This window comes from Streptomyces sp. NPDC097595, from assembly GCF_044761525.1.
GTDB classification, from domain to species: domain Bacteria; phylum Actinomycetota; class Actinomycetes; order Streptomycetales; family Streptomycetaceae; genus Streptomyces; species Streptomyces drozdowiczii_A.
Map to the genome: position 1 here is coordinate 58,102 of NZ_JBIWCN010000023.1, position 25,110 is coordinate 83,211.

A 25,110-nucleotide genomic window follows, 5' to 3' on the forward strand; every position below is an offset into this window, starting at 1 on the left:
AGTGCTCGTCGCTGTACGTTCTGCGGGCGCATTGCATCGGCTCCTCGACGTGTTGCCCGTTTTCGATGGCGACACTCGCGTCACCATCCGGTTCACGCTGCTCCCCGGATCACACTTCGACGTTGATGCTCTCGTGGCTCTGGACGGCTCGGGTGCCCGCATATTGCCCTGGGACGAAGCTCGCCGCGTCAGTCACGACCTGGTCCTGACTTCGAGCCCGAAGGGTGAACTCCACGAACTGTCAGGGCCCCGGGCACTGCTTCCACACGGGGCCGGCTTCAACAAATCCATCAGCAACGACGGTTCGCCCGAAGTACCCTCCGGCCTGGACCCCCACTATCTATTGGTCGACGGCGAACCCTGGGCCGATCTCCATGCCTTGGCCCACGAAGAGCAAGTCGCTCGCCTGGCGCTTCACTGTCCGCCGGCTGCCGACAGGGCCGCCGTAGTGGGAGATCCCACCCTGGACCGTCTCCTCGCATCGGTCCCCCACCGTCAGGACTACCGCGCTGCGCTGGGAACGGGACCGCGACAGCTCATCGTCCTCACCTCCACGTGGGGACCGGACTCGCTCCTCGCCCGCCGACCAGACCTGCCCGCCGAACTCACCAGGATCCTGCCCCGCGATGCCTTTCAGGTCGCCCTGATCGTGCACCCCAACGAGTACAGCAAGACCGGACTCTTCGATCTTTCCCGCTGGCTCGCCCCTGCTCTCAAGGCGGGGCTGGTCCTCACCCACCCTTACGAGGAATGGGCGGCAGTCCTGGTGGCTTCCGATGCGGTCGTCTCCGACCACGGCTCCACGGCTCTCTACGCGGCGGCCCTCGGCCGCCCGATCATCAGCGCCTACGACGGCAGCCGCGAGCTGATCCCCGGCAGCCCGATGGCACGGTTGCTGGATTCCGCGCCCAGGCTGTCGGCAGCCTCCGGCCTGGCGGACGCTCTCCGGGAATCCCGAACCATGGACACCCGCGACCAGGCCGCCGTCGCCTTCGCCCGGCAGGGTCAGGCACTCCGACTACTGCGGCAGCAGCTCTACCAGATGCTCGGGCTGCAACCCCCGTCGAGCCCACTGGATGCACCAGCGTTCTCCCAGCCACTTACGACACCGCGTCAGCCTCGGGCCTTCGCGGTACAGGCCCATGTATCGGGTCACCGGATCGCTCTCGAACGCTTCCCCGCGCACACGCAGGAGGCCGTACACCACCTGGCCGCCGAATATCCCACGGCCGGACCACGCCAGGTTCAGAGTGCCGCCCTTCTCTGGCGCCGTGCCCGGGCCGTCGGCCCCACCGTGCAACACACGGCCTGGACCGCTGAGGGCTGGACGGCCCATGTCCTGGAGGAGGCGCCGGGCTGCAGAACAGCAGCCGCAATCCTGTCACCCCAGCGCTGCCTGCTCAGGAACCGTACGGCCGGTCTGCTCAGCCTCCGCGTAGAACCTCACCGTGACCGGGGCCATGTGTCTCATACCGATCCAACGGCCGTGGTGTCGGCGGTACACGCATGGCTCAGCGCCAACACGAACTGGTCACTTCCTGTACCGCTCCTGTGCGACACCGGGCCGATGACCGTGCGCGTGCACCTGAATCCTGCCGACGCGGACGACCTCGACTACGAGCTCTGACCGTCGGAGGGGATGCCTCCGGCCTGCAGCGTGACGTGCCTAGCAGCCCGGCGGTGCAGCTCGGCGGTGTCGGCGTCACCACGGTCTTCAGCCAGAGTCGCGAGTTCCTCCAGAACCCGTGCCTCGTCCGTAACCGAGCCCCGAGCGCGAGCGTCGACGAGAGCCGCGCGCACCAACACGTGCGCCTCTTGTTCCCTATCCACCAGCCTCAGTGCGCGGCCCAGTTCGAACCCAGCTCGAGCTGTCATGCGCTCCCGCTGCTGCTGCCGCGCCATCGCGTGGGCCACTTCCAGTAGCTTGACCGCCTCCCGGCACTCCCCCCGCCGCAAGGCGGTCTTGCCCAGCAGGTAGGTCTGGAGCAGCACGCCGTACGCGTTCCCTGCCTCCGCGTGGACCGCCTTCGCCGCTTCGAAATCTGCGGCTGCACCGGACCAGTCTCCGAGCTCGGACTTGAGTAGGCCCCGGAATTCCACTGTCGAGGCACTCAGCCTGCGTTCCAGGGGCGATGCCCCCAGCGCTTCCGAGCCGTTGAGCGCATGCACCAGTTGCTCCGCGGCTTCGTCATACAGCCCCTGCTCCCATAGCGGCCGGGCCAGCTGGCACCTCATCCGGACCATGGCCGGGAGGAACTCCGTCCGGTCTGCGGCAGCCACGCCCATGCGAAAAGTGTCCGTGATGTCGGCGTAGTGCGGGTGGTCGAGGAAGTGGGTCCACAACGGCTCGCAGAGCGCCCAGGCGTCCTCATAGAGCCCCGCCTCGAAGGCGAGCCTGACGCATCCGTACAGGGCGAGCCGGTGTGACTCCAGCCACCGCAGCGCTTCCGTCCTGCCCGGGAAATCGATATCGCGCGAGTCGGGACCCACTGGTTCGGGCAACCTCGCAAAGGTCATCCGCGGGCCGGCGGCCAGGAGATCCGCCCGAGCGGCTTGACGCCTGTACCAGGAACTCAGATCGCGGCGAGCTCGTACGCGATCCCGCCCGTCCGGGTCTTCCTGCTGCACACGGCGCTCAGCGTGGCCCCGCAGGAGGGAGTGCATACGCCAGTCGTCGGTCCTGCCGTCCAGTAGCCCCGCCGACTCGAGTTCCTCTAGGGCGTCTGCCGCCCGACATGGATCACAATGGAGGAGCACGGCAGCGGTCGACTCCTCGACCACGGGCCCCGGAAGTTGTGGGAGCAGCCGGTACAGTCGCGCGGCTTCAGGCCCCAGTCCTGAGTACGCGGCGTCCCACACGGCTTCGACCATGGGAATGCCCTTCGCGTGCAGTTCCGCCGTCAGCTCGGCGACGAGCCGGGGCAGGCTCCGCCTGCGGTACTTGCGTACCCACTGACCGGCCACCTGAAGCGCGGCCGGCAGGCCACCACACCCACTCGCCAACTCGACCAGTGCACCTGGCTCCGCCGACAGCCGTGGATCGTCCACGAGATGCCTGAGCAGCCGGACCGCGTCCTCCACCGCCAGCGGACCCACAGGAACTTCGGCCACAGCAGTGCCGTCGAGGTCGTACAGGGCACCCTGGCTGGTGATGATCGTCAGACTGTGGTCCGACGCAGGGAGAAGCGGTGTCACCTCACTTCCGAACCGCGCATTGTCGATCACTACGATCAGCCGCTTGCCCCGGGTCCTGGTCCAGAGCTGCTTCGTACGGCCGGCGAGAGACCTCTCCAGCAACTCCGGCTGTACGCCCAAGCCGGTCAGGAGCTCCCCGACGGCGTCCGTGATCTCCACAGCACCGTCCCGGCGCAGGTCGTCCAGGTCGAGGTAGAGGACCCCGTCGGGGTATCGATCGGTGGAACGGCGGGCCACATGAAAGCCCAGGGCGGTCTTACCGATCCCGCCCATCCCCGTCAGCGCGATGACGAGCGGCCCTGCATGGGCCGCGTGCGTCTCGACCGCATGAGTGATGCGCTCCTGCTCGACACGCCGGTTCTCAAACCGCACGCGTGCCGGTGGGAGTTGGAACGGAACCGGCGGCGTCGAAGCACCCATGCCGTGCAGATGCTGATGCAACTCTCCGATGCGTCCGGCCTGAACGACGACCTCCGCACGGCCGTCCAGGCTGTTGCACGTCTCGTCGGCCATGCCTCAACAGTATTGCCTCATCCATGAGATGAGGGTGTGATGTCTCAACCAGGAGCGCTGGAGGTGGACCGCAAGGGCCTTGGATGCACAGCAAATTCTGCGCCACTCCGCGCCACCGACCTAGGGTGTGACGATCGGACACCGACCGAGGGAGGCTGGCATGGACCCGATCACCGCAGCAGCACTGACGGCACTGGCCGGAAACGTCGGCGGGGAAGCCGGCCGCCAGGCGTGGCAAGGCCTCACCGCATTGGTGAGGCGCCCCTTCCAGCGCGGCGCAGCACGGGACGTTGAGCCGGACGGATCATCTGGGGTCAGCTCGGGCGAACTGGAGATCGCGGACCTGGAGAACAACCCTGCAGACCCGCTGCGCGCCCAGGCACTGGCGACGGCACTGGGCGTACGGGCCGCTCTGGACGGGGAGTTCCGTGCTCTACTCGAAGAGTGGTGGCGGCATGCCCAGACCAGCTCGGGCAGTGAGGTACACAACACCATCAGCGGAGGAACTCAAAACGGCCCTGTACTCCAGGGAGGAGAATTCTCCAGCCTCACCTTCAACATGACTCGGGACAACAACCGCTGACGACGCGGTAAAAGGCCATCGCCGTACCTGAGCCATCCCGCCTCTTGGCAAGCCTTGCCCGAGGCCGCCACCGGCCGCGGCCTCGGGCTCACGCGCCGATTCCGGCAGCTGAGTGGGCGCCGTTCGTCGGCGAATGGTTCCGCGACCCCGGCAGTTGGCAGACATATACACGCTTGTGGGGCACCGATTTCTCCCGAAGCCATCATGGCCGCTCTCTTCTAGGGCCGACGCGGGCGCCGACTCGCGTCCCCCCTGGGTGCCTCCCGGCCGAAAAGCCACAGAAACGCATAGAGGGGCGCGAACGCCAGGGCAAGGATGACCCCGCCTACTGCGATTTCCACACGCTGCGACCGTTCTCCGGGCATTCTCTCCCGGCCGACCACCCAGATCCCAAATGCAACAATTGGTGCGATGGCCAGCAAACCCTGCCACATTGATCCGCACTGCATCAGCAGCGCAAGCCCCAGCACGGTGGACGACGGCCCGCGCCACTCCAGCGTTTCGCCCAAGTCACCACCGAGATGGTGCGCTTTCGGCACGGTCAGGAGTCCGACCAGGACCAACAAGGTGGCCATGCCCCCCACGAGGCCGGACCGTTCAGCGATCCAGCTCGCGGCGGGCGCCATCCAGTCCGAAGGTATGTCGAGGGCGTTGCATGCAGCAATAGCTCCCCGGAGCGGTGTGTCACCACGGCTGGTTCCATACACAGTCGAACACCCGGCAAGGGATGCCAGAACCCGATACAGCATCGGAACGAATCGCATCGTCCTTACTTCCCGGATCACTGTATTCGCCGTTTCGTACACAGGCGCCGACACCGACACGTCGCCACGCACGGTTCCCGCCTGAATCACGGGCCCAGTGAAGTGGCCACCGCTCACCTCATTGCCAGAACCTCGCTGCTCCCCCATGCCCCGAAGGTACGTGACGGCTTCCGCCAGTCGCACAACAATCCACTGGCGAGATCCGCGAAATGCACGACAGCCTCCACTATCTGCTGGACCAGCTCCCTCCTGGGGCCACCGCCTGTGCCGTCACACCCTTCACGGCACAGGCCGAAACCATGCGCAGGCGGCTGCGCCCGTACGACGAGGACGTGCTGCTCAAGCGGACGCCGTGGTGCGTGTCATCGACGGAGCCGCCCTGCCGCTGGTGGGTGGGCCCGTCAGCGCGGTGCGGGACGCAGGTCTTGCCCCCTGCCATGGCAGCGCTCGGGGTGGCGGTCCATGAGGAGGCGACGCTTGACCTGTTGGTAGACGAGAAGTACCTGGCCCCTGAGTGGTTTCCGGGGTCGGCTTTCGGTGAGCCTGCCGAAGGCCGCGCGTTTACGGCAGTCCGATAGCGGCCCTGGGCCGGTCCGCGGCGCGGCCGGGGCGCTGGGGCTGGGGCTGCGGGGGCGGTACGGAGCGGAAGGACATGCCCGGGGGCGGGGTCACCGGGGTCCCCTGGCCCTGGGTGACGGGTGCGTCCTGGTCTTCCTTGCCGCAGGTGGGCGGCCAGGTCCGGGGGCTTGTCGCGGGCTTGCCGTTGTCGGTGAAGCAGTTGCCTCGGAGGGCGGCGACCGCCAGCACCAGGTCGGTTCCGTTCGTGTGGACGCGATTGCCGCGTACCGCGTTGTCGCGGGCCGGGTACCCCTGTTCGTCGCGGAGCAGGAGCCCGGTGGAACGGTTCCCGGTGATGGTGTTGTCCTCGATCCGGTTGCCGACGCCGCCACCGATCCCGATGCCGAGGCCGAAGCCGCCGTCCGCCTGGGCCGGCGAGGAGGGCTCGTTGTTGTCGGCGATGACGTTCCGGCGGATCAGCGCATGGCGTTGCGGGCCCAGCGCTTCGAGGTCGTTGGAGTTGAGGGTGAGGCCCACGCGGTTCCGGCGCACCTCGTTGTCCTCGACCGTCAGCTTCTCCGAGGCGTTGGTCAGCTCGATGCCCACCGCGTTGTGAGCCACGGTGTTGCGGCGCACCGTCGTATTGCAGGGGCGGCACTGGCCGACATAGATCCCGGAGTCGGCCTGCCCGGAGGCGTAGGAGTGCTCGATGACGCCGTCGCGGGCGTCGAAGGCGTAGATGCCGTACAGGGCGTTGTTGTACGCGGTGATGTACGAGCCCCGGAATCCCTTCAGCGGCGGGAACTTCGCCGTGTCCAGGGGGTCGTAGAGTTCGCCGCCCGCCCCGCTGCCCTGGAGGGCCGCGTCGGTCACTCCGGTGAACAGCACGCCGTTGGCCAGATGGTTCCGTACGGTCAGGTTCTCCACGACCGAGCCCGCGCCGGTGACGGTGACGCCATTGCTCCGCTTGAACTCCCCGTCGATCACGACCTTGTTGCGGTCGGCTCCGCGCAGAACCACGTCCCGAGTCCGTACGGACACGTCCTCCTTGTAGACACCCGGCGCGACGAGCACCAGGTCTCCCGGCTCGGCGGCGTCCACGGCTCGCTGGATGGTCGGGGCATCGGAAGGCACCCGGATCACCGCGGGCCGGTCGCGCGGACCCGGCCGGTCGTCGCTCTCTTCGGCGCCGCAGCCGGCCGCCGCCACCGAGACGGCCAGCAGGGCGAGAACAACTCGGGCCGTCCGGCTCACACGTGAAGGCAAGGGCATGGCATCAGGTGTACCGTCCACTGCACTGCCCCGGCGACAAAACGCCGCATCTTGCAATTACTAAGCAAATAAGACATCCAGGGATGGGGATGCGCACATTCAGCCGACGCCGGATGATCGCCACCACCGCCTCCGCCGCCTTGTCCGTGAGCGCCTGCTCCGGCGACGTACGTTCCGACAACGAGGGGCGGCCGCGCTCCTCCTTCTACGGGGTCAGACAAGCCGGGGTCACCTCGCCGGCGCAGTCGTGCGTCCTGCTGCTGTCGTACGACGTCGCCCCCGGAACCACGCGATCCGCCGCCCGGCAGGCTGTGCGCGAGGTGTTCGCCCGGTGGACCCGCCTGTTGGACGGCAAGGAATCGGAACACGCCGCGCCCGGCGTCGGATTGGCGACCGCCGGCGCCTCACACCTGACCGCCACCGTCGCCGTCGGGCCTCGGCTCCCCGACCGTCTCGGCCTTCGGCCTCCGAGTCTCCTGCGACCTCTGCCCGCCTTCGCCGGTGAGCAGTTGCGTCCCGGCATCTCCGACGGCGATGTGCTCGTCCAACTGTGCGCGAACGACCAGTGGACGTGCGTCGGGGCCGCCTCCGCCCTGGACCGTGCCGCCGCTTCCGCCCTGACACCACGCTGGCGACAGCATGGATTCCTGCCGCCGACTTCCCCGGGCGAGGTGCCGCGAAACCTGTTCGGCTTTCTCGACGGCACTGGCAACCCCGTGGGTGACGAGGCGAATCAGCAGGTGTACGTCTCCAAAGGCGCTGATGCCCACGGTAGTTATCTCATTTATCGCCGGATCCGCATGGATGTGGATGCTTTCGGGAAGCTGACAGCCGCGCAACAGGACCGGGCCATCGGCCGGCGACGCCTCGACGGGGTGCCGCTCGGCGGGGCCCGGGCGAGCGACGCCATCAATCTGTTCGCCAAGACGCCGGACGGGCAGTACGTCGTCCCGGCCGACGCGCACGTGCGACTGGCCCACCCGCGTCTGGACGGCGGGGCGCAGATGCTGCGCCGCGGCTACAGCTACGCCGAGGACGCCGACGACCAGGGGCTGCTCTTCCTGGCCTTCATGAAGGACCCCGGCCTCTTCGTACGGGTGCAGGAACGTCTGGCCACGGCCGACGCCCTCTCCCGGTTCACACTCCACACGGCCTCCGCCGTGGCGTTCGTCCTGCCCGGGGCGCGTCCCGGGCTGCCCCTGGGCGCTTCGCTCTGGTGACCGGCGTTCCCCGTTCCGCTCCCTCCGAACCCCACGACCGACGAGGTGCTCCATGCGTTCCCTGATGCGCCGGATCCCGGCGGTGCCGGTGGTGCTGACCGCAGCCGGCTCGCTCCTCGCGGTGGCGGCCGTCACCACGGTGGTCCACCTGACCGACGACGCCTCGACACCGCCCCACCGCGTGACCACCGCCGAGGCGCAACGGTTCGCCCTCGCCCGGCTGAGCCGCTTCGAGGCCAGTCCGGCCGGCATCGAGATCACCGTGCCGCTGCGCGACCGCACCATCGGCGTCGAGGGAGTCATCGACTACCGCAGCCACCACGCCGTGGGCCGCTTCGACGGGGCCGGCGGCGGGCTGCTGGCATGGGACGGCTCCGGGGTCGGCGTGGCCCTCGACCAGCCGTCGGGGCAGCCGGGCCCGCAGAGGGAAGCGTCCCGTCCGGCACGGCTCGACCTGTCCGACGCCGCGCACATGCGCACATCCGACTGGGTCCCGCGCCGGTACACCTCCGACCCGCTCGACTCCATGCTCAAGCTGTCGATGCTCCTCGGCCGGGACCGTCCGGAGAACGCGCAGCTCCTCGCCCAGTCCGGAGCCCGCTGGACGGGGACGGCCGAGATCGACGGACGCGCGTACGACGTCTTCGCCGCCCCTCGTCCGACAGCGCACAGCGGCGACGGTCAACCGTCCGCCGCACCGCGCCGCACCGGCGATTCACCGCTCCGGTTCTTCGTCTCGGCCGACGGCGAACTGCGCCGGGTCACCACACAGCTGCCGGGGCAGGCGCGCCCGGGCGTGATCGACTTCACCGCTTCCAGGCTCCGGCACGCGGTTCCGTCCGCGCCGTGGAGCCAGGTGCCCGGCGTCCCGGCGCCCTCCAGCCGTAAGATGTCCGGGAACTGACTGCCCCTCGGCGGTCGCGCTGTTGCGCCACCTGGACCAGCCGCACATGCCGACGCTCTCTTCACGCGCCTGAATGACACCAGACGTTCGCTCCGGAACGTTCACCCCGAAGGGAATGTGGCATGCGTGTGCTCCGCCTCGGCTCGGCCGCTCTCGTCGCCCTCGGCCTCCTCACCACCAACGTCTCCGTGGCAGAGGGCGCGGGCGGGGCCCGGGAAGCGGAGTGCATCCCTCAGACAGGCGCCTATCAGTGGGAGCTGGAGGAGAAGCTCGGGCTTCCCCAGGACGGCCGCGCCTCGGTGCAGGACTGCGAGGCGGTACGCGCCCTGCAGAAGCGTCTGGGCCTCAAGGAGACGGGCAAGGCCGACGTCGAGACGTACCGCATGTTCCTGGTGGACGAGGTCCGCCGCGACCCCAACGCCCGCAAGGAGTGCCCGGTCCGCAGCTACCGCGTCACTTGCGTCGACCTGAACCGGCAGGTGCTGTGGGTGCAGGGCGCCGACACGGGTGAGCTGCGCTTCGCCCCGGCGCCGATCCGCAGCGGTCTGCGGACCACGGAGACCCGGACCGGGTGGCACAGCATCTACTGGCGTCACATCGACCATGTCTCCGACCTCTACGACAATGCGCCGATGCCGTACGCCCAGTTCTTCGACGGCGGTCAGGCCATCCACGGCACCGACCACGACCTGTTCACCTCCGGTTCCGGTGGTTGTGTGAACATGCGGATCAAGGACGCCAAGGCGCTCTGGGACCTGCTGCACGTCGATGACCAGGTGTACATCTGGGGCAAGAAGCCGGGCACCAATCAGCGCGGCCTGCCTTCCGACGATCTGCTCATCGCCCAGGGCTTCGCCGCCCTCGACGACTGAGCCTTCACCGCGAGCACCCGAACCCACGTACGAGCCGCCTGGCCCGGACGGGCGGAATCCTCGAAGAAACGCCCGTAATGTAATAAATCGCCAACAATTTACGTGGACGCTGTCCGGACCTGCCGCGTGTACGGCGCGCGGCTGTTCGTCCGGGTGAGGAGTCCGCGAGTGACAGCGAGACGCAGCAAACACAAGGGGCGGCACCCTTGGGGCAGGGCCGCCATGGGCGCCATGGCGGTGCTCACCGCCACCGGCACCGCGTGGGGGGGCGCCCTGCCGGGGTCCGTGGCCCAGGCGAAGCCGCGCGACGCGGGCGACGGGACCGTCACTGTTCGCGTCGTGCGAGAGGTGAATGCGAACGGGGCGTGGGATGCCGCCCTGGAGCCCGGCTGGAGCGGCGTGCAGGTCACGCTCACGGATGACGCCGGCGTCTCGGTCACGGGCACGACGGGCGCCGACGGCACGGTGGAGCTGGCGCCGGGAACCACCCTGACCGGCGGAAAGTACCGGGTGCAGGCCCTCAACCCGGATGCGACGATCTTCTCCCCCGCGTTCGCGTCCCCCGAAGGGCTCGCGGGCGCTCCGACGAAACTTTCCTCCGCCGAGGAGTTCGTGGACCTGTCCGGCGGGAAGAACGTCGAGCTGACGACCGGGTTCTGGAACCCGGACGACTACTGCCAGTCCAATCCCACGCTGGCGACCTGTTTGCTTCCTGACAACACCGGGAACACCGGGTCGGCGACGGATCAGGGCGGGCCGTACGACCCGGAGGACCGCACCCTCGTCACCGTTCCGTTCAACGGGCGTGGCGACAACGTGGGCGCCGAGACGAAGGCCCAGTCGCCGCAGACCGGAGCCATCAACGGCCTCGGGTACGACAAGATCCACAAGAAGCTCTACAGCGCCGCGTTCAGCAAGCGGCAGTCGGAGTTCGGACCCGGCGGCCCGAACGCGGTCTACGTGACCGACCCGGCCACCAACGAGACCTCCCAGTTCGCCACGGTGCCCGGTGACGACGGCAACACCACGCACGACAACGACACGTACCACGACCTGGCGTTCGCGCCCAAGGCCGGGAAGACCTCGCTGGGCGACCTGGACGTCAACCCGGACGGGTCCGAGCTCTACGTCGTCGGGCTCAGCGACAAGACGCTGTACACCTACGACACCGCGGACGGCTCCGCGCCCAAGCGCTCGGTGGTCATCCCCGACCCCGGCTGCGCGGGCGGCGCCGCCGACTGGCGTCCCGGCGCCCTCGACGTGCAGGACGGTGTCGTCTACGTCGGCGGGGTGTGCTCGGGCGAGAGCACGGGCAGTCGCGACGACATGCGTGCCGTGGTGATGAAGTACGACCCCGCGGCGGGCACGTTCGGTGACGTGATCATGAACGACGCACTGGACTTCCCGCGCGGGGCCGCATACGAGGGCAGCGCGGAGTGCCCGGGAGCGGGCTGGTTCACCTGGTCCGACGACACCACGCGTCAGCAGAACGGCAACACCTGCACGTACGAGTACGGGTTCCCGCAGCCGCTGATGATGGACATCGAGGTCGACACCGACGGCGCGCTGATCCTCGGGTTCCGCGACCGCTTCCCCGACCAGGGCGGCCAGAACGTCGAGATGGCACCGGGCGGCGACTTCCAGTCGCACATGCTCGGCGGTGACATCAACCGCGCCTGCCTCACCGGCGGAACGTTCGTCCTGGACGGCAACGGCGGCTGCCGGAACAACGGCACGCCGGACAACAACGGCGGCGAGCCCGACGACGTCCTCGAGTTCTACCCCGGCGACAACCGCCTCACCCATGACGAGATGACGGACGGCGGCCTTGCCCTGAGCAAGCCCGAGACGGACATCGCCGTCGCCGGCATGGACCCGATCTCCAACATCCGCACCGGCGGCGTGGCCTTCCTCGACCGCACCGACGGCACCAGCGGCGCGGACGACGGAAACCAGCTGGCGACCTCGTTCGGCAAGGGCGGCTCCATCGGCGACATGGAGGTCCTGTGCGACCTCGCGCCGCTGCAGATCGGCAACCGGGTCTGGTACGACGTCGACAAGGACGGCATCCAGGACCCGGGCGAGGCTCCGGTCCCCGGCGCCACCGTCAGCCTCTACGACGAGAGCGGTACGAAGATCGCCTCGACGACGACCAGCGACCGCGGTGAGTACTACTTCGACTCCACGCTCACCGGGAACGTCCCGGCCGACGCCTGGAACCCGGACACCGAGTACAAGGTCGCCGTCGACAACCCCGACGACTACGCGGAGGGCGGCCCGCTCTACAAGTGGGTCCCGACCACTCCCGACGCCGGCACCAACGACTTCATCGACAGCGACGGCGTCGTCCCGGCCGGTGGTACGTACCCCGAGCACACGTTCACGACCGGCGGGCCGGGCGAGAACAACCACTCGTACGACTTCGGCTTCAACGCCGACTTCGAGGCCAAGGTCGAGAAGACGGACGTCGACACCGGCGAACCGCTGCGCGGTGCGGTCTTCCAGCTGTGGCGCGAGACCAACGGCACCGACGGACTCCAGCGGAACGGGGCGGACCCCGACACGCAGGTGGACGGGAATTGCACGACCGGAGCCGACGGGGTGTGCGACTGGACCGGCCTGGAGCCGGGTGAGTACTACTTCTACGAGGTGTCCTCGCCCGCCGGATACATGCTCCCCGCCCAGCGCGTGACCGGACCGTTCACCCTGGACGCCGGAACCACGTCGAAGACCGTGCAGCTCACCAACGCCCCGCGCCACCGGATCGCGGTGCACAAGGTCGACGCGAAGACCGGCGATCCGCTGCCCGGTGCCACCTACCAGCTGTGGGAGGAGACGAACGGCACCGACGGCCTGCAGACCGACGGCGCCAACCCCGACACACAGGTCGGTGACGCCTGCACCACCAACGCCCGTGGTGTCTGCCGCTGGCGCAACCTCGACCCCGGTACCTACTACGCCGTCGAGACGGCCGCACCGGACGGATACCTCCTGCCGGACGAGCCCGTCGTCGGCCCCCTCACCATCGACGACGCCAACCCGTCGTTCTCGGTGAAGCAGAAGAACGAGCGCCGGGTCCCCTCGATCGACATCGAGAAGAAGGACGAGCGCACCGACTCCGACGCCGACACCCCGGCCGACGCCGTGATCGGCCCGAAGGTGCAGGACGAGCCGGTCTACATGACCATCGTCAACAACGGCACCGAGGACCTGGTGCACATCACGGTCACCGACGAGGTCACCGCAGGTGACGGCCAGGTCAAGGACCTGCACTGCGACTTCCCGGACGGCACCAGCGCCGACGACCCGGCGGGCCGGTCGGTCCGGTGGGAGGCCACCTTCGCCGAGGAGAACCCGACCGTGTTCGAGGTCGGCGCCTCCTTCAAGTGCACCGCCGTCGTGACCGGCGTGTCGGCGGGCCGACTCCACACGGACAACGCCACGGTGAACGGGAACGGCGCGACCAGCGGCGACCCCGTCGACGACAGCGACCCGTGGAACTGGAAGACCCCGGGCCACAGCATCACCGTCAACAAGAAGGACGCCGACAACGGTGACGCCCTCCAGGGCGCGGTGTTCCAGCTGTGGGAGGAGACCAACGGCACCGACGGCCTGCAGCGCACCGGTGACGACCCGGACACCCTCATCGACAGCGGCTGCGCCACGAACGGCCGCGGCCGGTGCACCTGGACCGGGCTGGAGTCCGGCTCCTACTACCTGGTCGAGACCGACGCACCCGAGGGATACGTCCTCCCGAGGAACCCGGTCACCGGCCCCATCGAGGTGGACTCGGACCACGACAAGGTCACGTACACCCTGAAGAACCGCCCGCAGCCCCCCAACAAGAAGAAGTAACCGGTCCCGACCGGCCCACCGGAGCGGCCCTCCCACCTCACCGAGGCGGGAGGGCCGCTTCACGTGTGCCTCCGTCAGTCGCGGCGGATGTGCTGGATCTCGACGTGGCGCCGGGTGAGCGGCAGGGAGGCCAGGGCTGCTGTGGAGGAGCGAGGACTTCCCCGATCCGCAGCTGCCCGTGATCGCACAGACCTCACCGGCTTCCAGCGTGAAGTCCACTCCGCGCACGGCGCGTTGCGACCCGTAGCACAGCTCCAGGCCCGTGGCGCGAAGGATGGCGTCCAGGCCGTCGCGGGCACCTCCCGGGGCGCGGGACTCCGAAGAGGGCGGCCCTGTGAAGCATCGGGCCAATCGCACTAGAACCTTTATTTCAGGGGGAGTTGGGGGTTTATCTACGCGCGGAGCTATGACTACCGACCGATCATTCGGGCAATTCCGGCGGGTTCTCGCAGAGCTATTACCGACTGGTACCGGGAGCTGCTACAACAGGGACCGCTCACTCAACCCCCCACCCACCCCCCACACTTCGGAGGGCTGACAGCTATGTCAGTACGGAGATTCTGGGCGTCCGCATCCACTCTGCTCCTCGCCGCCGCTGCCGCTCTGGGGATCGCCCAGCCGGCTTCGGCGTCCTCCTCGGCCGCCGCCGGCGGGTACGTCGCCCTGGGCGATTCGTACTCGTCCGGTGTCGGCGCGGGAAGCTATCTGTCCGACAGCGGTGACTGCAAGCGCAGCACCAAGGCCTACCCGTACCTCTGGGCGGCGGCGAATTCGCCGTCGTCGTTCACCTTCGTCGCCTGTTCGGGCGCCACCACGAGCACCGTTTCCAGCGGTCAGCTGGGGGCGCTCAGCTCGTCCACCTCGCTGGTGAGCGTCACCGCGGGCGGCAATGACGTCGGGTTCGCCGATGTGATGCAGGACTGCGTGCTGTCCGGCGAGTCCGCCTGCATCTCGGCCGTGGACGCGGCCGTCGGGAAGATCAACAACACCCTGCCGTCAGGGCTGAGTTCGCTGTACGCCTCCATCCACTCCAGGGCCCCGCAGGCCCATGTCGTGGTGCTGGGCTACCCCCGCTTCTACAAGATCGGCGGAAGCTGCGTCGTCGGCCTGTCCGACAAGTCGCGTACGGCCATCAACAACGCCTCCGACGTGCTGAACGGCGTCATCGCCAAGCAGGCGGCGAACGCCGGGTTCACCTTCTCCGGAGTCGCCGACGAGTTCACCGGGCACGAGCTGTGCTCCGGCGATCCGTGGCTGCACAGCGTCTCGATCCCCGTCGAGAACTCGTACCACCCCAAGCCCGAGGGCCAGTCCGGCGGTTACCTGCCGGCGTTCCGCTCGGCGGCGTGACACGGAAGCGGCGCCCGGTGGAGAACCGGGGCGTCGCTTCACCGTCAGGCCGCCGGGCGGCTCGCCTTGAGGGAGTACATCAGCGGGATGCGCGGACGGTCCGACGGAAAACGGAAGAAGTCGTCCCGCCCACGTTCCAGGACCGGGAAACGCGCGAAGAGCGAGACGTCGTGCTCGTGGAGGAATTCGATCCGCAGGCCGGCGGCGGCCAGCGCGGACACCACGCTGCCACTCGACGCTCCGGTTGTGGACGGTCGGGGCATCGAAGTCCGCGTACGTACCCGGCGTCTCGTCCACCCATGCCTCACGGCTGAAGTAGTCGTGCGTGATCCGCGAACCCGTCTCGTCGTCCAGGCAGTCCGTGAGCGGATGGAACTCCGCGAGGTAGAGGAAGCCACCGGGCGCCACCAGCGACGCGGCCGTCTCGGCCCAGCGGTCGATGTCGGGCAGCCAGTTCAGCGCGCCGACGCCCGTGTAGACGATGTCGTACGAGGAGTCCGGTACAGCCTGGGCCGCGTCGTACACGTCGGCGGCGACGAAGGCCGCGCGGTCGGGGCCGAGCCCCAGGTCCTGGGCGAGGGCGCGGGCGGTCTCGACGGCCGGTTCGGAGAAGTCGAGGCCGACGACCTGCGCGGCGCCGTGCCGCGCCCAGGAGAGCGTGTCGAGTCCGATGTGGCACTGCAGGTGCAGCAGTGACCGGCCGGTCACATCACCGACCTCGGCCAGCTCGAAGGGGCGCAGGGCGTCCTTCCCCGCTCGGAAGGAGCCCAGGTCGTAGAAGTCACTGCCTGCGTGGATGGGCACACGCTCATCCCACATCCTGCGGTTGGCCTCGCGCCAGTCGGTCGGTATCGGAGCGGTGGACATGTGCGCGAGGTTATCCACAGGCTGCGGACGAAGCGAACGGATTGTCGGGCGTCCGGCGCAGAATGGGGTCATGACTGAGGCCACTGGATCGCCGACGACCGCATCCGTCCCGCTGTGGGAGCAGCGCTTCCGCGCTCCCCGGGTGTCGCTGCCCGACTGGGCCGAGGACGCGCCGGACCGCGCGTTGTTCGTCTCCAACGCGACGGGGACCTATGAGCTGTACGCGTGGGACCGGGCGACCGGTGAGCAGCGCCGGGTGACCGACCGGCCGAACGGGACGACGGACGGCGTGCTCACGCCGGACGGCGAGTCCGTGTGGTGGTTCGACGACACCGACGGGGACGAGTTCGGAGTGTGGATGCGCCGGCCGTTCCACGGCGGGACGGACACCGAATCCGCGCCTGCCGCGCCCGGCCTCGCGCCGTCCTATCCGGCCGGGCTCGCGATCGGCCGGGACAACACGGCGGTGATCGGCCGTTCGACGGACGAGGACGGCACGACGGTCCATGTCGTACGGCCCGGCGCGGCCCCCGTGGAGATCTACCGGCACCGCGAGTCGGCCGGGGTCGGCGACCTGAGCCATGACGGGACGCTGATCGCGCTGGAGCACACCGAGCACGGGGACGCGATGCACTCCGCGCTGCGCGTGGTCCGGCCGGACGGGACGACGGTCGCGGAGCTGGACGACACCGAGGGCGGTACGAAGGAGCTGGGCCTCGCGGTCCTCGGTTTCGCGCCGGTCGACGGGGACACCCGGCTGCTGGTCGGGCACCAGAGGCGCGGACGCTGGGAGCCGATGATCTGGGACCCGGTGGCGGGCACGGAGACGGACCTGGCCATCGACCTGCCGGGCGATGTGGGCGCCGAGTGGTTTCCGGACGGCTCCGCGCTGCTCATCGAGCACGGCTTCGAGGCCCGCAGCGAGCTCTGGCGGTACGCGCCCGCCTCGGCCGACGGCAAGCCGGTCCGGGTGGAGACGCCGACCGGCACGGTCTCCGGCGCCACGGCACGCCCGGACGGGACGGTCGAATACCTGTGGTCGTCGGCGGCCGAGCCGCCCGTCGTCCGCTCCACGACCGGCGCGGTGGTGCTCGACCCGCCGGGCGCCAAGGCCCCCGCCTCGGTGCCCGTCGAAGATGTGTGGGTGGACGGGCCCGGCGGCCGGATCCACGCGCTCGTCCAGCGTCCGGCGGCGCCCGCCGAGGGGCCGTTCCCGACGGTCTTCGAGATCCACGGCGGTCCCACCTGGCACGACAGCGACGCCTTCGCGGCCGGCCCCGCGGCCTGGGTCGACCACGGCTACGCGGTCGTCCGGGTCAACTACCGCGGCTCGACCGGCTACGGACGGGCGTGGACGGACGCGCTCAAGCACCGGGTCGGGCTGATCGAGCTGGAGGACATCGCGGCGGTACGGGAGTGGGCGGTGAAGTCCGGCCTCGCGGACCCGGCGAAGCTCGTCCTGGCCGGCGGCTCCTGGGGCGGCTATCTCACGCTGCTCGGCCTCGGTACGCAGCCCGGCGACTGGGCCATCGGACTGGCCGCGGTGCCCGTGGCGGACTATGTCACGGCGTATCACGACGAGATGGAGGCCCTGAAGGCGATGGACCGCACGCTGCTGGGCGGGACGCCGGAGGAGGTGCCCGAACGGTTCGAGGCGTCGTCGCCCCTGACGTACGTGGACGCCGTGCGCGCGCCGGTCTACATCTCCGCCGGGGTCAACGACCCGCGCTGCCCGATCCGCCAGGTGGAGAACTACGTGGACCGGCTGAAGGACCGGGGTGCCATGCACGAGGTCTACCGGTACGACGCGGGGCACGGCTCGCTCGTCGTGGAGGAGCGGATCAAGCAGGTCCGGCTGGAGCTCGACTTCGCCCGCCGGCACCTGTCCGGGGTATCGCCGGCGGGGCCCGGGGACCCGGTCGGTCCGGGCGAGGAGGTGGCGGCCGGCGGCGCTTAGAGAAGGCGTCGCCCGGCGCGTAGGGGACGGATAAAGGGCCGCTTTCCGGGTGCCCCCGCTCCGGCCGGCCGGAGCGGGGACCGTACCGTGGAGGGGTGTACCGGTTCCTGCTGACCCCGCGATGGTGGGGGATCAACCTCTTCGTCGTGCTGGCGATCCCGTTCTGCGTGTTCATGGGCACCTGGCAGCTCGGCCGCTTCGAGGACCGCGTGCACACGCACGAGGCCGCCGAGAAGCAGCCGGCGCCCGGCACCCGGGCCGCCGAACCGCTCGACGAGCTGCTGCCCGTCGACACGGAGACCTCCGGCCGGCCCGCTACCGCGACCGGGCGGTACGCGGACCGCTTCCTGGTGCCCGGCCGTGAGCTGGACGACCGGAAGGGCTTCTACGTCCTGGACATGCTGCGGACCGACAGCGGCAAGGCCCTGCCGGTGGTACGCGGCTGGCTGCCCGGGAAGCCCGGACAGACGCGGGTGCCGCCCACGCCGTCCGGCCGGGTCACGGTGACCGGCGACCTCCAGGCGTCGGAGAACGCGGGCACCGCCGGGGTCGGCGCGACGGGCGGCCTGCCGGACGGCCAGGTCGGCATGATCAGCGCGGCGTCGCTCGTCAACCTGGTGCCGTACGACGTGTACGACGCATGGGTGACGCTCCCGGCGAGCGGTGCGAACGGCTCCGGGGCGACCGCGCTGCGCCCGGTGCCGGCCGCCGCGCCCGAGGGCGGCGGGCTCGACCTCAAGGCCTTCCAGAACCTCGGCTACACCGGTGAGTGGTTCGTCTTCGCCGGGTTCGTGGTCTTCATGTGGTTCCGGCTGCTCCGGCGCGAGGCCGAGGCCGCCCGGGACGTACGGCTCGGTCTGGTCCCGGACGCGGCGGCCGCCTCCCCTCCGGTCCCGGAGGCGGAGGCCGTCCCCGAAGCGGAGGTCCGCTCGGGGGCATGAGCCGGTGGCCCGGCGGTGCGGGCCGCCGGGTGCCCCGTAGCGGCTTCTACGACGACGGTTCCAGGACGCCCGTCCGGTAGATCGTTCCCGCGCAGGCGTTGTCGATCTTCGTAGCGGCGACCGGCGCCCCCGGCTCCGGGGTGTGCTGCACGGAGATGCTGCCCTGGGCGGGGGTGCCGCCGTCGGAGCCGAACTGCGTCTCCGTACCCGTCTCGCTCTCTCCGGTGCCGCCGCCCGCCGCGGACCCGGCCGAACCGCCGCTGCCGGCGCCCGCCGCGGCGTCCGTAGGCGTCGGGGACGGCGAGCCACCGGTGGACGGGCAGGTGTCCTTGGGGACCCAGGCGAACTGCACCTCGTAGACCGCGTCCGGCTTCAGCAGGACGGTGGCCTCCTCGGTGGCGGGGTCGGGCAGACCGGACGCGGGGTCGCCCTCGGTGTGCCGGACGACCTCGATCCGGGTCGGATCGGCCGCGCCCATCGCCTCGAAGCCCACGGTGCCGCTGCTGCTCACCTGGCAGTTCTCACCGGACACGTTGGCGATGCGGAAGGCCCCGTACACCGTGCCGTCGGCACCCACCGCGCCCGTACTGGCCGACTTCACGCCGAGCTGTGCCGGCTCGCACGGGCGCATGACGTCCACCGCGCTCTTGGCGGGATCGGCGGACGGGCCGGCCGGGTCGCCGTCCTGGCCCTGGGCGCTGCTGTCGGACGGGCTCGTGGTGCTCTGCGGAAGCCCCTGGCCGCCGTTCGGGTGGCCGCCGCCGCTCTCGCCGCCACCGCCGTTGCCGGTGTCCGCGCCGGAGTCGTCGCCGTTGCCGCCCTGCGCCTGCTCGCCGTGGCCGGCGATCGCGGGGCTGGCCGTGCTGGAGCCGTCCGAGTTGGCGACGTGCACGAACGCCGGGATCGCGGTGCCGATGAGCAGCGCCGCCGCGGCGGCGCCGACCAGGGCCTGCCGCCGACGGGCCCGCCGGGCGGGCACCGCGCGTTGCAGCCGGTCGAGGCTGCCCTCGCTCGGCTCCAGGCCCTGCACGACACCGTGCATCATGCGGCGCAGCGCGTCCTCGGCACCGTCGTCGCCGTCGTCGCCGAAGGGCACGCCCCCGCCGGTCGGGCCGCCTCCGCCGAACAGGCCGGCCGGGGCCACGAGGCCCTGGGTGTCGTCGTCGCGGTCCGCGTGCGGAGCGTTCTCCGGCCCGTGGTTCACAGTTCCGTTCCCAGTCCGGTCCAGCGGGAACCCGCGCGAGGGGCCGCGCCGGTATCCGTTGCGGCCCCCCGGCCGCGGGTCCTGTTCATGGTCGTGATCGTGGTGGTCACCGCGCCGGCTCATACCTGCGCCTCCATCACCACGCGCAGGGCCGCGATGCCGCGTGACCCGTACGCCTTCACCGAGCCCAGGGATATCCCCAGCGTCTCGGCGACCTGAGCCTCGGTCATGTCCGCGAAGTAGCGCAGGACAAGCACCTCGCGCTGGCGCCTCTGCAGGCCGCGCATCGCCTTGATCAGCGCGTCCCGCTCCAGCTGGTCGTACGCCCCCTCCTCGGCGCTCGCCATGTCCGGCATCGGCTTGGAGAGCAGCTTCAGCCCGAGGATGCGGCGGCGCAGCGCCGAGCGGGAGAGGTTGACGACGGTCTGACGCAGATACGCGAGGGTCTTCTCGGGCTCGCGGACCCGGTTGCGCGCGGAGTGCACGCGGATGAACGCCTCCTGCACGACGTCCTCGCAGGACGCCGTGTCGTCCAGCAGCAGGGCCGCGAGGCCCAGCAGTGAACGGTAGTGGGCGCGGTAGGTTTCGGTGAGATGGTCGACGGTGGTTCCGGCTGCCACGCTCTCTTCAGCACCCTCGCGCTGCGCCGGCAGCCCCGTCTGACGCGCGGCGGGCATGGGCGCGATCACCGGCATGCCACCGGCTGTACGGGCCCGTCGGAGCGGTCGCACCGAAGCGCCGCGCAAGGGGCCCACCACTGTGATATCGAGAACCTCTGCCACGCCAGTTGGACACGCTTCCCCCCGTCAGGGTTGTACGCATACGGCACCGCGTTTGAAGCCCTGCGATATGCCTTCATACGTACCCGCTCTTCCCCAGATGCCTCGCACATGCGCCCCGCCGCGCAAGAAGTGACCGCTTAGACGCCTGGCGCCCGACCCGCGGTTGCAACGAACCGAAAGGTCATCGTCTGTCACGGCGACTGCCCAGCTCAAGAGGTTCAGACCAGCGAGTTGCTCACAGACCGTTCACAGAAAGTACAAAACAGGTTCGATCCGGACCTCATGATCGCGGCCGGTCACGACCGGGGGAACTCGGCGGCCACGGATTCGGCGATCTGAGCCACGTTGAGCGCGGCCCCCTTGCGGAGGTTGTCGCCGCAGACGAAGAGCTCCAGCGCCTGCGGGTCGTCCAGCGAACGCCGGACCCGGCCGACCCAGGTGGGGTCGGTGCCGACCACGTCGGACGGGGTGGGGAAGTCGCCGGCGCCCGGGCTGTCGTACAGCACGACCCCGGGAGCGGTCGCCAGGATCTCGTGGGCCCGGTCGACCGCGACCTCGTTCTCGAAGCGGGCGTGCACGGACATCGAGTGGGTGGCGACGACGGGTACGTACACGCAGGTCGCCGACACCCGCAGGCCCGGCAGGCCGAGGATCTTGCGGCACTCCTCGCGGATGGCCAGCTCCTCGGACGACCAGCCGTCCCCGGCGTCCGTCCCGGCCCACGGGACGACGTTGAGCGCGACCGGCGCGGCGAACGGGCCGCCGTGCGTGTCGCCCACGACGCGGCGCACGTCGCCCGGTTTCGTACCGAGTTCGGTGCCGGCCACCATCGACAGCTGTTCGCGCAGGGCGGCGACCCCGTCGCGCCCGGCGCCGCTGACGGCCTGGTACGAGGAGACGACGAGCTCCCGCAGTCCGAACTCGGCGTGCAGCGCGCCGACGGCGACGATCAGCGCCAGCGTGGTGCAGTTCGGGTTCGCGACGATGCCGCGCGGTCTCATCCGTACGGCATGGGGGTTGATCTCGGGCACGACGAGCGGAACGTCGTCGTCCGTCCGGAAGGCGGCGGAGTCGTCGATGACGACGGCACCCTTGGACGCGGCGAGCGGGGCCCAGCGCGCGGAGACCTCGGCGGGCACCAGGAACAGTGCCACGTCGATGCCCTCGAAGACGTCCTCGGTGAGTTCGAGGACCTCGCTCTCCTCACCGCGTACGACCAGCTTGCGGCCGGCCGAGCGCGGTGAGGCGACGAGTCTGACCTCGCCCCAGACGTCCGCGTGCTGCGAGAGGATCTGGAGCATGACGCCACCGATCGCCCCGGTCGCACCGACGACCGCGAGCGAAGGGCGGCGTGCGGTCATCGGCCGGTGCCCCCGTACACGACGGCCTCGTCGGAGTCGCTGTCGAGACCGAAGGCGGTGTGCACGGCGCGCACGGCCTCGTTGACGTCGTCGGCACGGGTGACCACCGAGATGCGGATCTCGGATGTCGAGATCAGCTCGATGTTGACGCCGGCGTCGGACAGCGCCTCGAAGAAGCCCGCGGTGACCCCGGGGTTCGTCTTCATACCCGCGCCGACCAGGGAGATCTTGGCGATCTGGTCGTCGTAGCGCAGCGAGTCGAAGCCGATCACACCGCGGTTGCGCTCCAGGGCGTCGATGGCCTTGCGGCCCTCGGCCTTCGGGAGCGTGAACGAGATGTCCGTCAGACCGGTCGACGCGGCGGAGACGTTCTGCACCACCATGTCGATGTTGACCTCGGCGTTCGCGATCGTACGGAAGATCGCGGCGGCCTCGCCCGGCTTGTCGGGCACGCCGACGACGGTGATCTTGGCCTCGGAGACGTCATGGGCGACTCCGGAGATGATCGCGTGCTCCACCTTCTGGTCCCCTTGCGGCTCGTTGCTGACCCAGGTGCCGCGCAGTCCGGAGAAGGACGAGCGGACGTGGATCGGGATGTTGTATCGGCGTGCGTATTCGACGCAGCGGTGCAGCAGCACCTTGGAGCCGGACGCGGCCAGCTCCAGCATGTCCTCGAAGGAGATCCAGTCGATCTTACGGGCCTTCTTGACGACCCGCGGGTCGGCGGTGAACACGCCGTCCACATCGGTGTAGATCTCGCAGACCTCGGCGTCCAGCGCGGCCGCGAGCGCGACGGCAGTGGTGTCGGATCCGCCGCGGCCGAGGGTGGTGATGTCCTTCTTGTCCTGGGACACACCCTGGAACCCCGCGACGATCGCGATGTTCCCCTCGTCCAGCGCCGTACGGATACGGCCCGGCGTCACATCGATGATGCGCGCCTTGTTGTGGACCGAGTCGGTGATGACGCCCGCCTGGCTGCCGGTGAACGACTGGGCCTCGTGGCCCAGGTTTTTGATCGCCATGGCCAGCAGCGCCATGGAGATCCGCTCTCCCGCGGTCAGCAGCATGTCGAACTCACGCCCGGCCGGTATCGGGGATACCTGCTCGGCGAGATCGATCAACTCGTCCGTCGTGTCGCCCATCGCGGACACCACGACAACCACCTGGTTGCCGTTCTTCTTGGCATCGACGATTCGCTTGGCGACGCGCTTGATGCCCTCGGCATCGGCTACGGAGGAGCCTCCGTACTTCTGCACGACAAGGCCCACGTGCGCTCCTCGCTCAGTCCATTACTGCGGTCGGCTCAGTTTAACGAGCAGCCCGGAAACGCCCCGCTGATACCACATGGTGAGATGTCCCGCTCACCACGTGATCATCGGCGTGTCGCTCCGAACCGCTCGTACCGCGCTGCTGCCCACCGAACACGTACGCATTCCCCTTTGTGGCCCAGCCCACACGCGGCCGCGCCGACCGGGGCCCGCCTACTTCGCCGGGCGCAGGCCCAGGGGGCCCGCGATCTCCTCGAACATGACGCGGCCCGCCTCCTCGGCGAGGTCGTCGTCACCGGCGTCCTGGTCGGTGTCCAGGCCGTCCAGCTCCTGGAGGGGCTGGTTGAGGCGGATGTGGGCGATCAGGGACTGAAGGGCGCGCAGGGTGGCGGAAGCGGTGGAGCCCCAGTTGGAGAAGTAGGAGAACTGCCACCACCACAGGGCCTCGGTGGTGCGCTCCTCCTCGTAGTGGGCCAGGCCGTGGCGCAAGTCGGTGACGAGGTCGGCCAGGTCGTCGGAGATGCGGGACGCGACCGGGGCCTTTCGGGGCTCGTACGGGTCGAAGACCTCGGAGTAGACGTCGATCGGCTCCAGAAGGGCCGCGAAGCGCTCGCGCAGGCCGTCCGCGTCCGGTTCGGCGCCCAGGTCGGGCTCGTAGCGCTCGTCGGGGACGATGTCCTCGTACGCGCCGAGCCGGCCGCCGGCCAGCAGGAGCTGGGAGACCTGGAGAAGCAGGACCGGAACGGCCTCTTCCGGCTCCTCGACCTTGGACACCTCGGTGACCGCGACGATGAACGTCTTGATCTGGTCCGCGATCTGGACCGCGAAATCGCCGGGGTCCTGCGTGACGGTGTTCAACGTGGCGTCAGACATCGAGGAGACCTCCCGTGTGCACGGTCGGAGACGTTGGGTAGAAGATAACCGCGCTGCACGTAAAGCCGCCGTGAGATGCGGAAACGCGACCGTCAGACATCGAGCAGCCGCCTCCCCTCGAAGGCGCGGCCGAGCGTGACCTCGTCCGCGTACTCCAGGTCGCCGCCCACCGGCAGACCGCTGGCGAGCCGGGTGACGCGCAGGCCCATCGGCTTGACCATCCGCGCCAGATACGTCGCGGTGGCCTCGCCCTCCAGGTTGGGGTCGGTCGCCAGGATCAGCTCGGTGATGGAGCCGTCGGCGAGGCGGGCGAGGAGCTCGCGGATGCGCAGGTCGTCCGGGCCGACGCCCTCGATGGGGCTGATGGCCCCGCCCAGCACGTGGTAGCGCCCCCGGAACTCACGGGTCCGCTCGATCGCGACGACGTCCTTGGGCTCCTCGACCACGCAGATGACCGACCGGTCGCGCCGCTGGTCGCGGCAGATCCCGCACTGCTCCTCCTGGGCCACGTTGCCGCAGACCGCGCAGAAGCGGACCTTGTCCTTGACCTCCAGGAGGGCGTGGGCCAGGCGCCGCACGTCCGTGGGCTCCGCCTGCAGCACGTGGAAGGCGATCCGCTGCGCGCTCTTGGGACCGACGCCGGGCAGCCTGCCCAGTTCGTCGATGAGGTCCTGAACCACGCCTTCGTACAACGGAACGCCTTCCTGACTGAGTCGGCTGAGTCGTGGTACGTACCGTAGGGGGTACGTACGGTCTTGGGTATGCGGCCGG

Annotated in this window: 18 protein-coding genes and 1 pseudogene; 9 read left to right on the forward strand and 10 right to left on the reverse strand. The window is 69.7% G+C overall.

Features of this window, described 5'->3' with window-relative positions; genetic code table 11:
* Position 1 precedes the first annotated feature (1 nt).
* Positions 2 to 1,627: a translation initiation factor 2 gene (locus tag ACIQZN_RS29575; protein WP_404000209.1), complete on the forward strand. Its 1,626-nt coding sequence runs from the start codon at positions 2 to 4 to the stop codon at positions 1,625 to 1,627.
* On the opposite strand, the gene ACIQZN_RS29580 is transcribed toward ACIQZN_RS29575, so the two are convergent.
* Entirely contained in the window at positions 1,615 to 3,708 is a 2,094-nt protein-coding gene (locus tag ACIQZN_RS29580; RefSeq protein ID WP_404000212.1) for an NB-ARC domain-containing protein, read from the reverse strand. The genes ACIQZN_RS29575 and ACIQZN_RS29580 overlap by 13 nt on opposite strands.
* A 160-nt stretch (positions 3,709 to 3,868) precedes the next feature.
* Here ACIQZN_RS29580 and ACIQZN_RS29585 point away from each other — a divergent pair, with 160 nt between their 5' ends.
* The gene (locus tag ACIQZN_RS29585; RefSeq protein WP_404000215.1) at positions 3,869 to 4,291 is read left to right on the forward strand and encodes a hypothetical protein; all 423 of its coding nucleotides are present in this window, start codon (positions 3,869 to 3,871) and stop codon (positions 4,289 to 4,291) included.
* Positions 4,292 to 4,509: 218 nt separating this feature from the next.
* Here the strand turns inward: ACIQZN_RS29585 and ACIQZN_RS29590 are convergent, their stop codons facing one another.
* Both ACIQZN_RS29590 and ACIQZN_RS29595 read right to left on the reverse strand, forming a co-directional pair.
* Positions 4,510 to 5,202, reverse strand: coding sequence for a hypothetical protein (locus ACIQZN_RS29590; protein WP_404000217.1), 693 nt, complete (start codon positions 5,200 to 5,202; stop codon positions 4,510 to 4,512).
* Between the two features lie 414 nt (positions 5,203 to 5,616).
* A complete protein-coding gene (locus tag ACIQZN_RS29595) occupies positions 5,617 to 6,867 on the reverse strand; it encodes a nitrous oxide reductase family maturation protein NosD (RefSeq protein WP_404000220.1) in 1,251 nt (416 codons plus the stop codon).
* Between the two features lie 131 nt (positions 6,868 to 6,998).
* On the opposite strand from ACIQZN_RS29595, the gene ACIQZN_RS29600 reads away from it, so the two are divergent.
* The 5 genes from ACIQZN_RS29600 to ACIQZN_RS29620 all read left to right on the forward strand — a co-directional run bounded on the left by ACIQZN_RS29600 (position 6,999) and on the right by ACIQZN_RS29620 (position 15,086).
* Positions 6,999 to 8,105: a Dyp-type peroxidase gene (locus ACIQZN_RS29600; RefSeq protein ID WP_404000223.1), complete on the forward strand. Its 1,107-nt coding sequence runs from the start codon at positions 6,999 to 7,001 to the stop codon at positions 8,103 to 8,105.
* Between the two features lie 52 nt (positions 8,106 to 8,157).
* A complete protein-coding gene (locus ACIQZN_RS29605) occupies positions 8,158 to 9,009 on the forward strand; it encodes a hypothetical protein (protein ID WP_404000226.1) in 852 nt (283 codons plus the stop codon).
* Between the two features lie 122 nt (positions 9,010 to 9,131).
* Entirely contained in the window at positions 9,132 to 9,881 is a 750-nt protein-coding gene (locus tag ACIQZN_RS29610) for a L,D-transpeptidase family protein (protein ID WP_404000229.1), read from the forward strand.
* 168 nt (positions 9,882 to 10,049) lie between these two features.
* Complete coding sequence (locus ACIQZN_RS29615) at positions 10,050 to 13,736, forward strand: SpaA isopeptide-forming pilin-related protein (protein ID WP_404000231.1); 3,687 nt, start codon at positions 10,050 to 10,052, stop codon at positions 13,734 to 13,736.
* 543 nt (positions 13,737 to 14,279) lie between these two features.
* Positions 14,280 to 15,086 (forward strand): SGNH/GDSL hydrolase family protein, encoded by an 807-nt coding sequence (locus tag ACIQZN_RS29620; protein WP_404000234.1) that lies wholly within the window; start codon positions 14,280 to 14,282, stop codon positions 15,084 to 15,086.
* Between the two features lie 44 nt (positions 15,087 to 15,130).
* Here the strand turns inward: ACIQZN_RS29620 and ACIQZN_RS29625 are convergent.
* Positions 15,131 to 15,953, reverse strand: a pseudogene (locus ACIQZN_RS29625) (class I SAM-dependent methyltransferase).
* A 70-nt stretch (positions 15,954 to 16,023) separates the two neighbouring features.
* On the opposite strand from ACIQZN_RS29625, the gene ACIQZN_RS29630 reads away from it, so the two are divergent.
* A complete protein-coding gene (locus ACIQZN_RS29630; protein WP_404000236.1) occupies positions 16,024 to 17,910 on the forward strand; it encodes a prolyl oligopeptidase family serine peptidase in 1,887 nt (628 codons plus the stop codon).
* A gap of 95 nt (positions 17,911 to 18,005) precedes the next feature.
* Positions 18,006 to 18,851: an SURF1 family protein gene (locus ACIQZN_RS29635; RefSeq protein ID WP_404000239.1), complete on the forward strand. Its 846-nt coding sequence runs from the start codon at positions 18,006 to 18,008 to the stop codon at positions 18,849 to 18,851.
* A gap of 46 nt (positions 18,852 to 18,897) precedes the next feature.
* Here ACIQZN_RS29635 and ACIQZN_RS29640 read toward each other — a convergent pair whose 3' ends face one another.
* The 6 genes from ACIQZN_RS29640 to recR all read right to left on the reverse strand — a co-directional run bounded on the left by ACIQZN_RS29640 (position 18,898) and on the right by recR (position 25,031).
* On the reverse strand, positions 18,898 to 20,055 hold the full coding sequence (locus tag ACIQZN_RS29640; RefSeq protein WP_404000242.1) for a hypothetical protein: 1,158 nt from the start codon (positions 20,053 to 20,055) through the stop codon (positions 18,898 to 18,900).
* 119 nt (positions 20,056 to 20,174) lie between these two features.
* A complete protein-coding gene (locus tag ACIQZN_RS29645; protein ID WP_018102121.1) occupies positions 20,175 to 20,750 on the reverse strand; it encodes a SigE family RNA polymerase sigma factor in 576 nt (191 codons plus the stop codon).
* Positions 20,751 to 21,133: 383 nt separating this feature from the next.
* Positions 21,134 to 22,198 (reverse strand): aspartate-semialdehyde dehydrogenase, encoded by a 1,065-nt coding sequence (locus tag ACIQZN_RS29650; protein ID WP_404000245.1) that lies wholly within the window; start codon positions 22,196 to 22,198, stop codon positions 21,134 to 21,136.
* On the reverse strand, positions 22,195 to 23,466 hold the full coding sequence (locus ACIQZN_RS29655) for an aspartate kinase (RefSeq protein ID WP_018102119.1): 1,272 nt from the start codon (positions 23,464 to 23,466) through the stop codon (positions 22,195 to 22,197). Before ACIQZN_RS29655 ends, ACIQZN_RS29650 begins: the two co-directional genes overlap by 4 nt.
* Before the next feature lie 213 nt (positions 23,467 to 23,679).
* Positions 23,680 to 24,339 (reverse strand): DUF5063 domain-containing protein, encoded by a 660-nt coding sequence (locus ACIQZN_RS29660; protein ID WP_404000249.1) that lies wholly within the window; start codon positions 24,337 to 24,339, stop codon positions 23,680 to 23,682.
* 92 nt (positions 24,340 to 24,431) lie between these two features.
* The gene (gene recR, locus ACIQZN_RS29665) at positions 24,432 to 25,031 is read right to left on the reverse strand and encodes a recombination mediator RecR (RefSeq protein ID WP_404000252.1); all 600 of its coding nucleotides are present in this window, start codon (positions 25,029 to 25,031) and stop codon (positions 24,432 to 24,434) included.
* Positions 25,032 to 25,110: the final 79 nt, after the last annotated feature.

What these genes read in the sequence shown, in the direction of transcription:
- ACIQZN_RS29580 (WP_404000212.1), bottom strand. Translation starts at nt 3,708, where the DNA reads ATGGCCGACGAGACGTGCAACAGCCTGGACGGCCGTGCGGAGGTCGTC.
- ACIQZN_RS29585 (WP_404000215.1), top strand. Translation starts at nt 3,869, where the DNA reads ATGGACCCGATCACCGCAGCAGCACTGACGGCACTGGCCGGAAACGTC.
- ACIQZN_RS29590 (WP_404000217.1), bottom strand. Translation starts at nt 5,202, where the DNA reads ATGGGGGAGCAGCGAGGTTCTGGCAATGAGGTGAGCGGTGGCCACTTC.
- ACIQZN_RS29600 (WP_404000223.1), top strand. Translation starts at nt 6,999, where the DNA reads ATGATCGCCACCACCGCCTCCGCCGCCTTGTCCGTGAGCGCCTGCTCC.
- ACIQZN_RS29605 (WP_404000226.1), top strand. Translation starts at nt 8,158, where the DNA reads ATGCGTTCCCTGATGCGCCGGATCCCGGCGGTGCCGGTGGTGCTGACC.
- ACIQZN_RS29610 (WP_404000229.1), top strand. Translation starts at nt 9,132, where the DNA reads ATGCGTGTGCTCCGCCTCGGCTCGGCCGCTCTCGTCGCCCTCGGCCTC.
- ACIQZN_RS29620 (WP_404000234.1), top strand. Translation starts at nt 14,280, where the DNA reads ATGTCAGTACGGAGATTCTGGGCGTCCGCATCCACTCTGCTCCTCGCC.
- ACIQZN_RS29630 (WP_404000236.1), top strand. Translation starts at nt 16,024, where the DNA reads ATGACTGAGGCCACTGGATCGCCGACGACCGCATCCGTCCCGCTGTGG.
- ACIQZN_RS29645 (WP_018102121.1), bottom strand. Translation starts at nt 20,750, where the DNA reads ATGCCGGTGATCGCGCCCATGCCCGCCGCGCGTCAGACGGGGCTGCCG.
- ACIQZN_RS29650 (WP_404000245.1), bottom strand. Translation starts at nt 22,198, where the DNA reads ATGACCGCACGCCGCCCTTCGCTCGCGGTCGTCGGTGCGACCGGGGCG.
- ACIQZN_RS29660 (WP_404000249.1), bottom strand. Translation starts at nt 24,339, where the DNA reads ATGTCTGACGCCACGTTGAACACCGTCACGCAGGACCCCGGCGATTTC.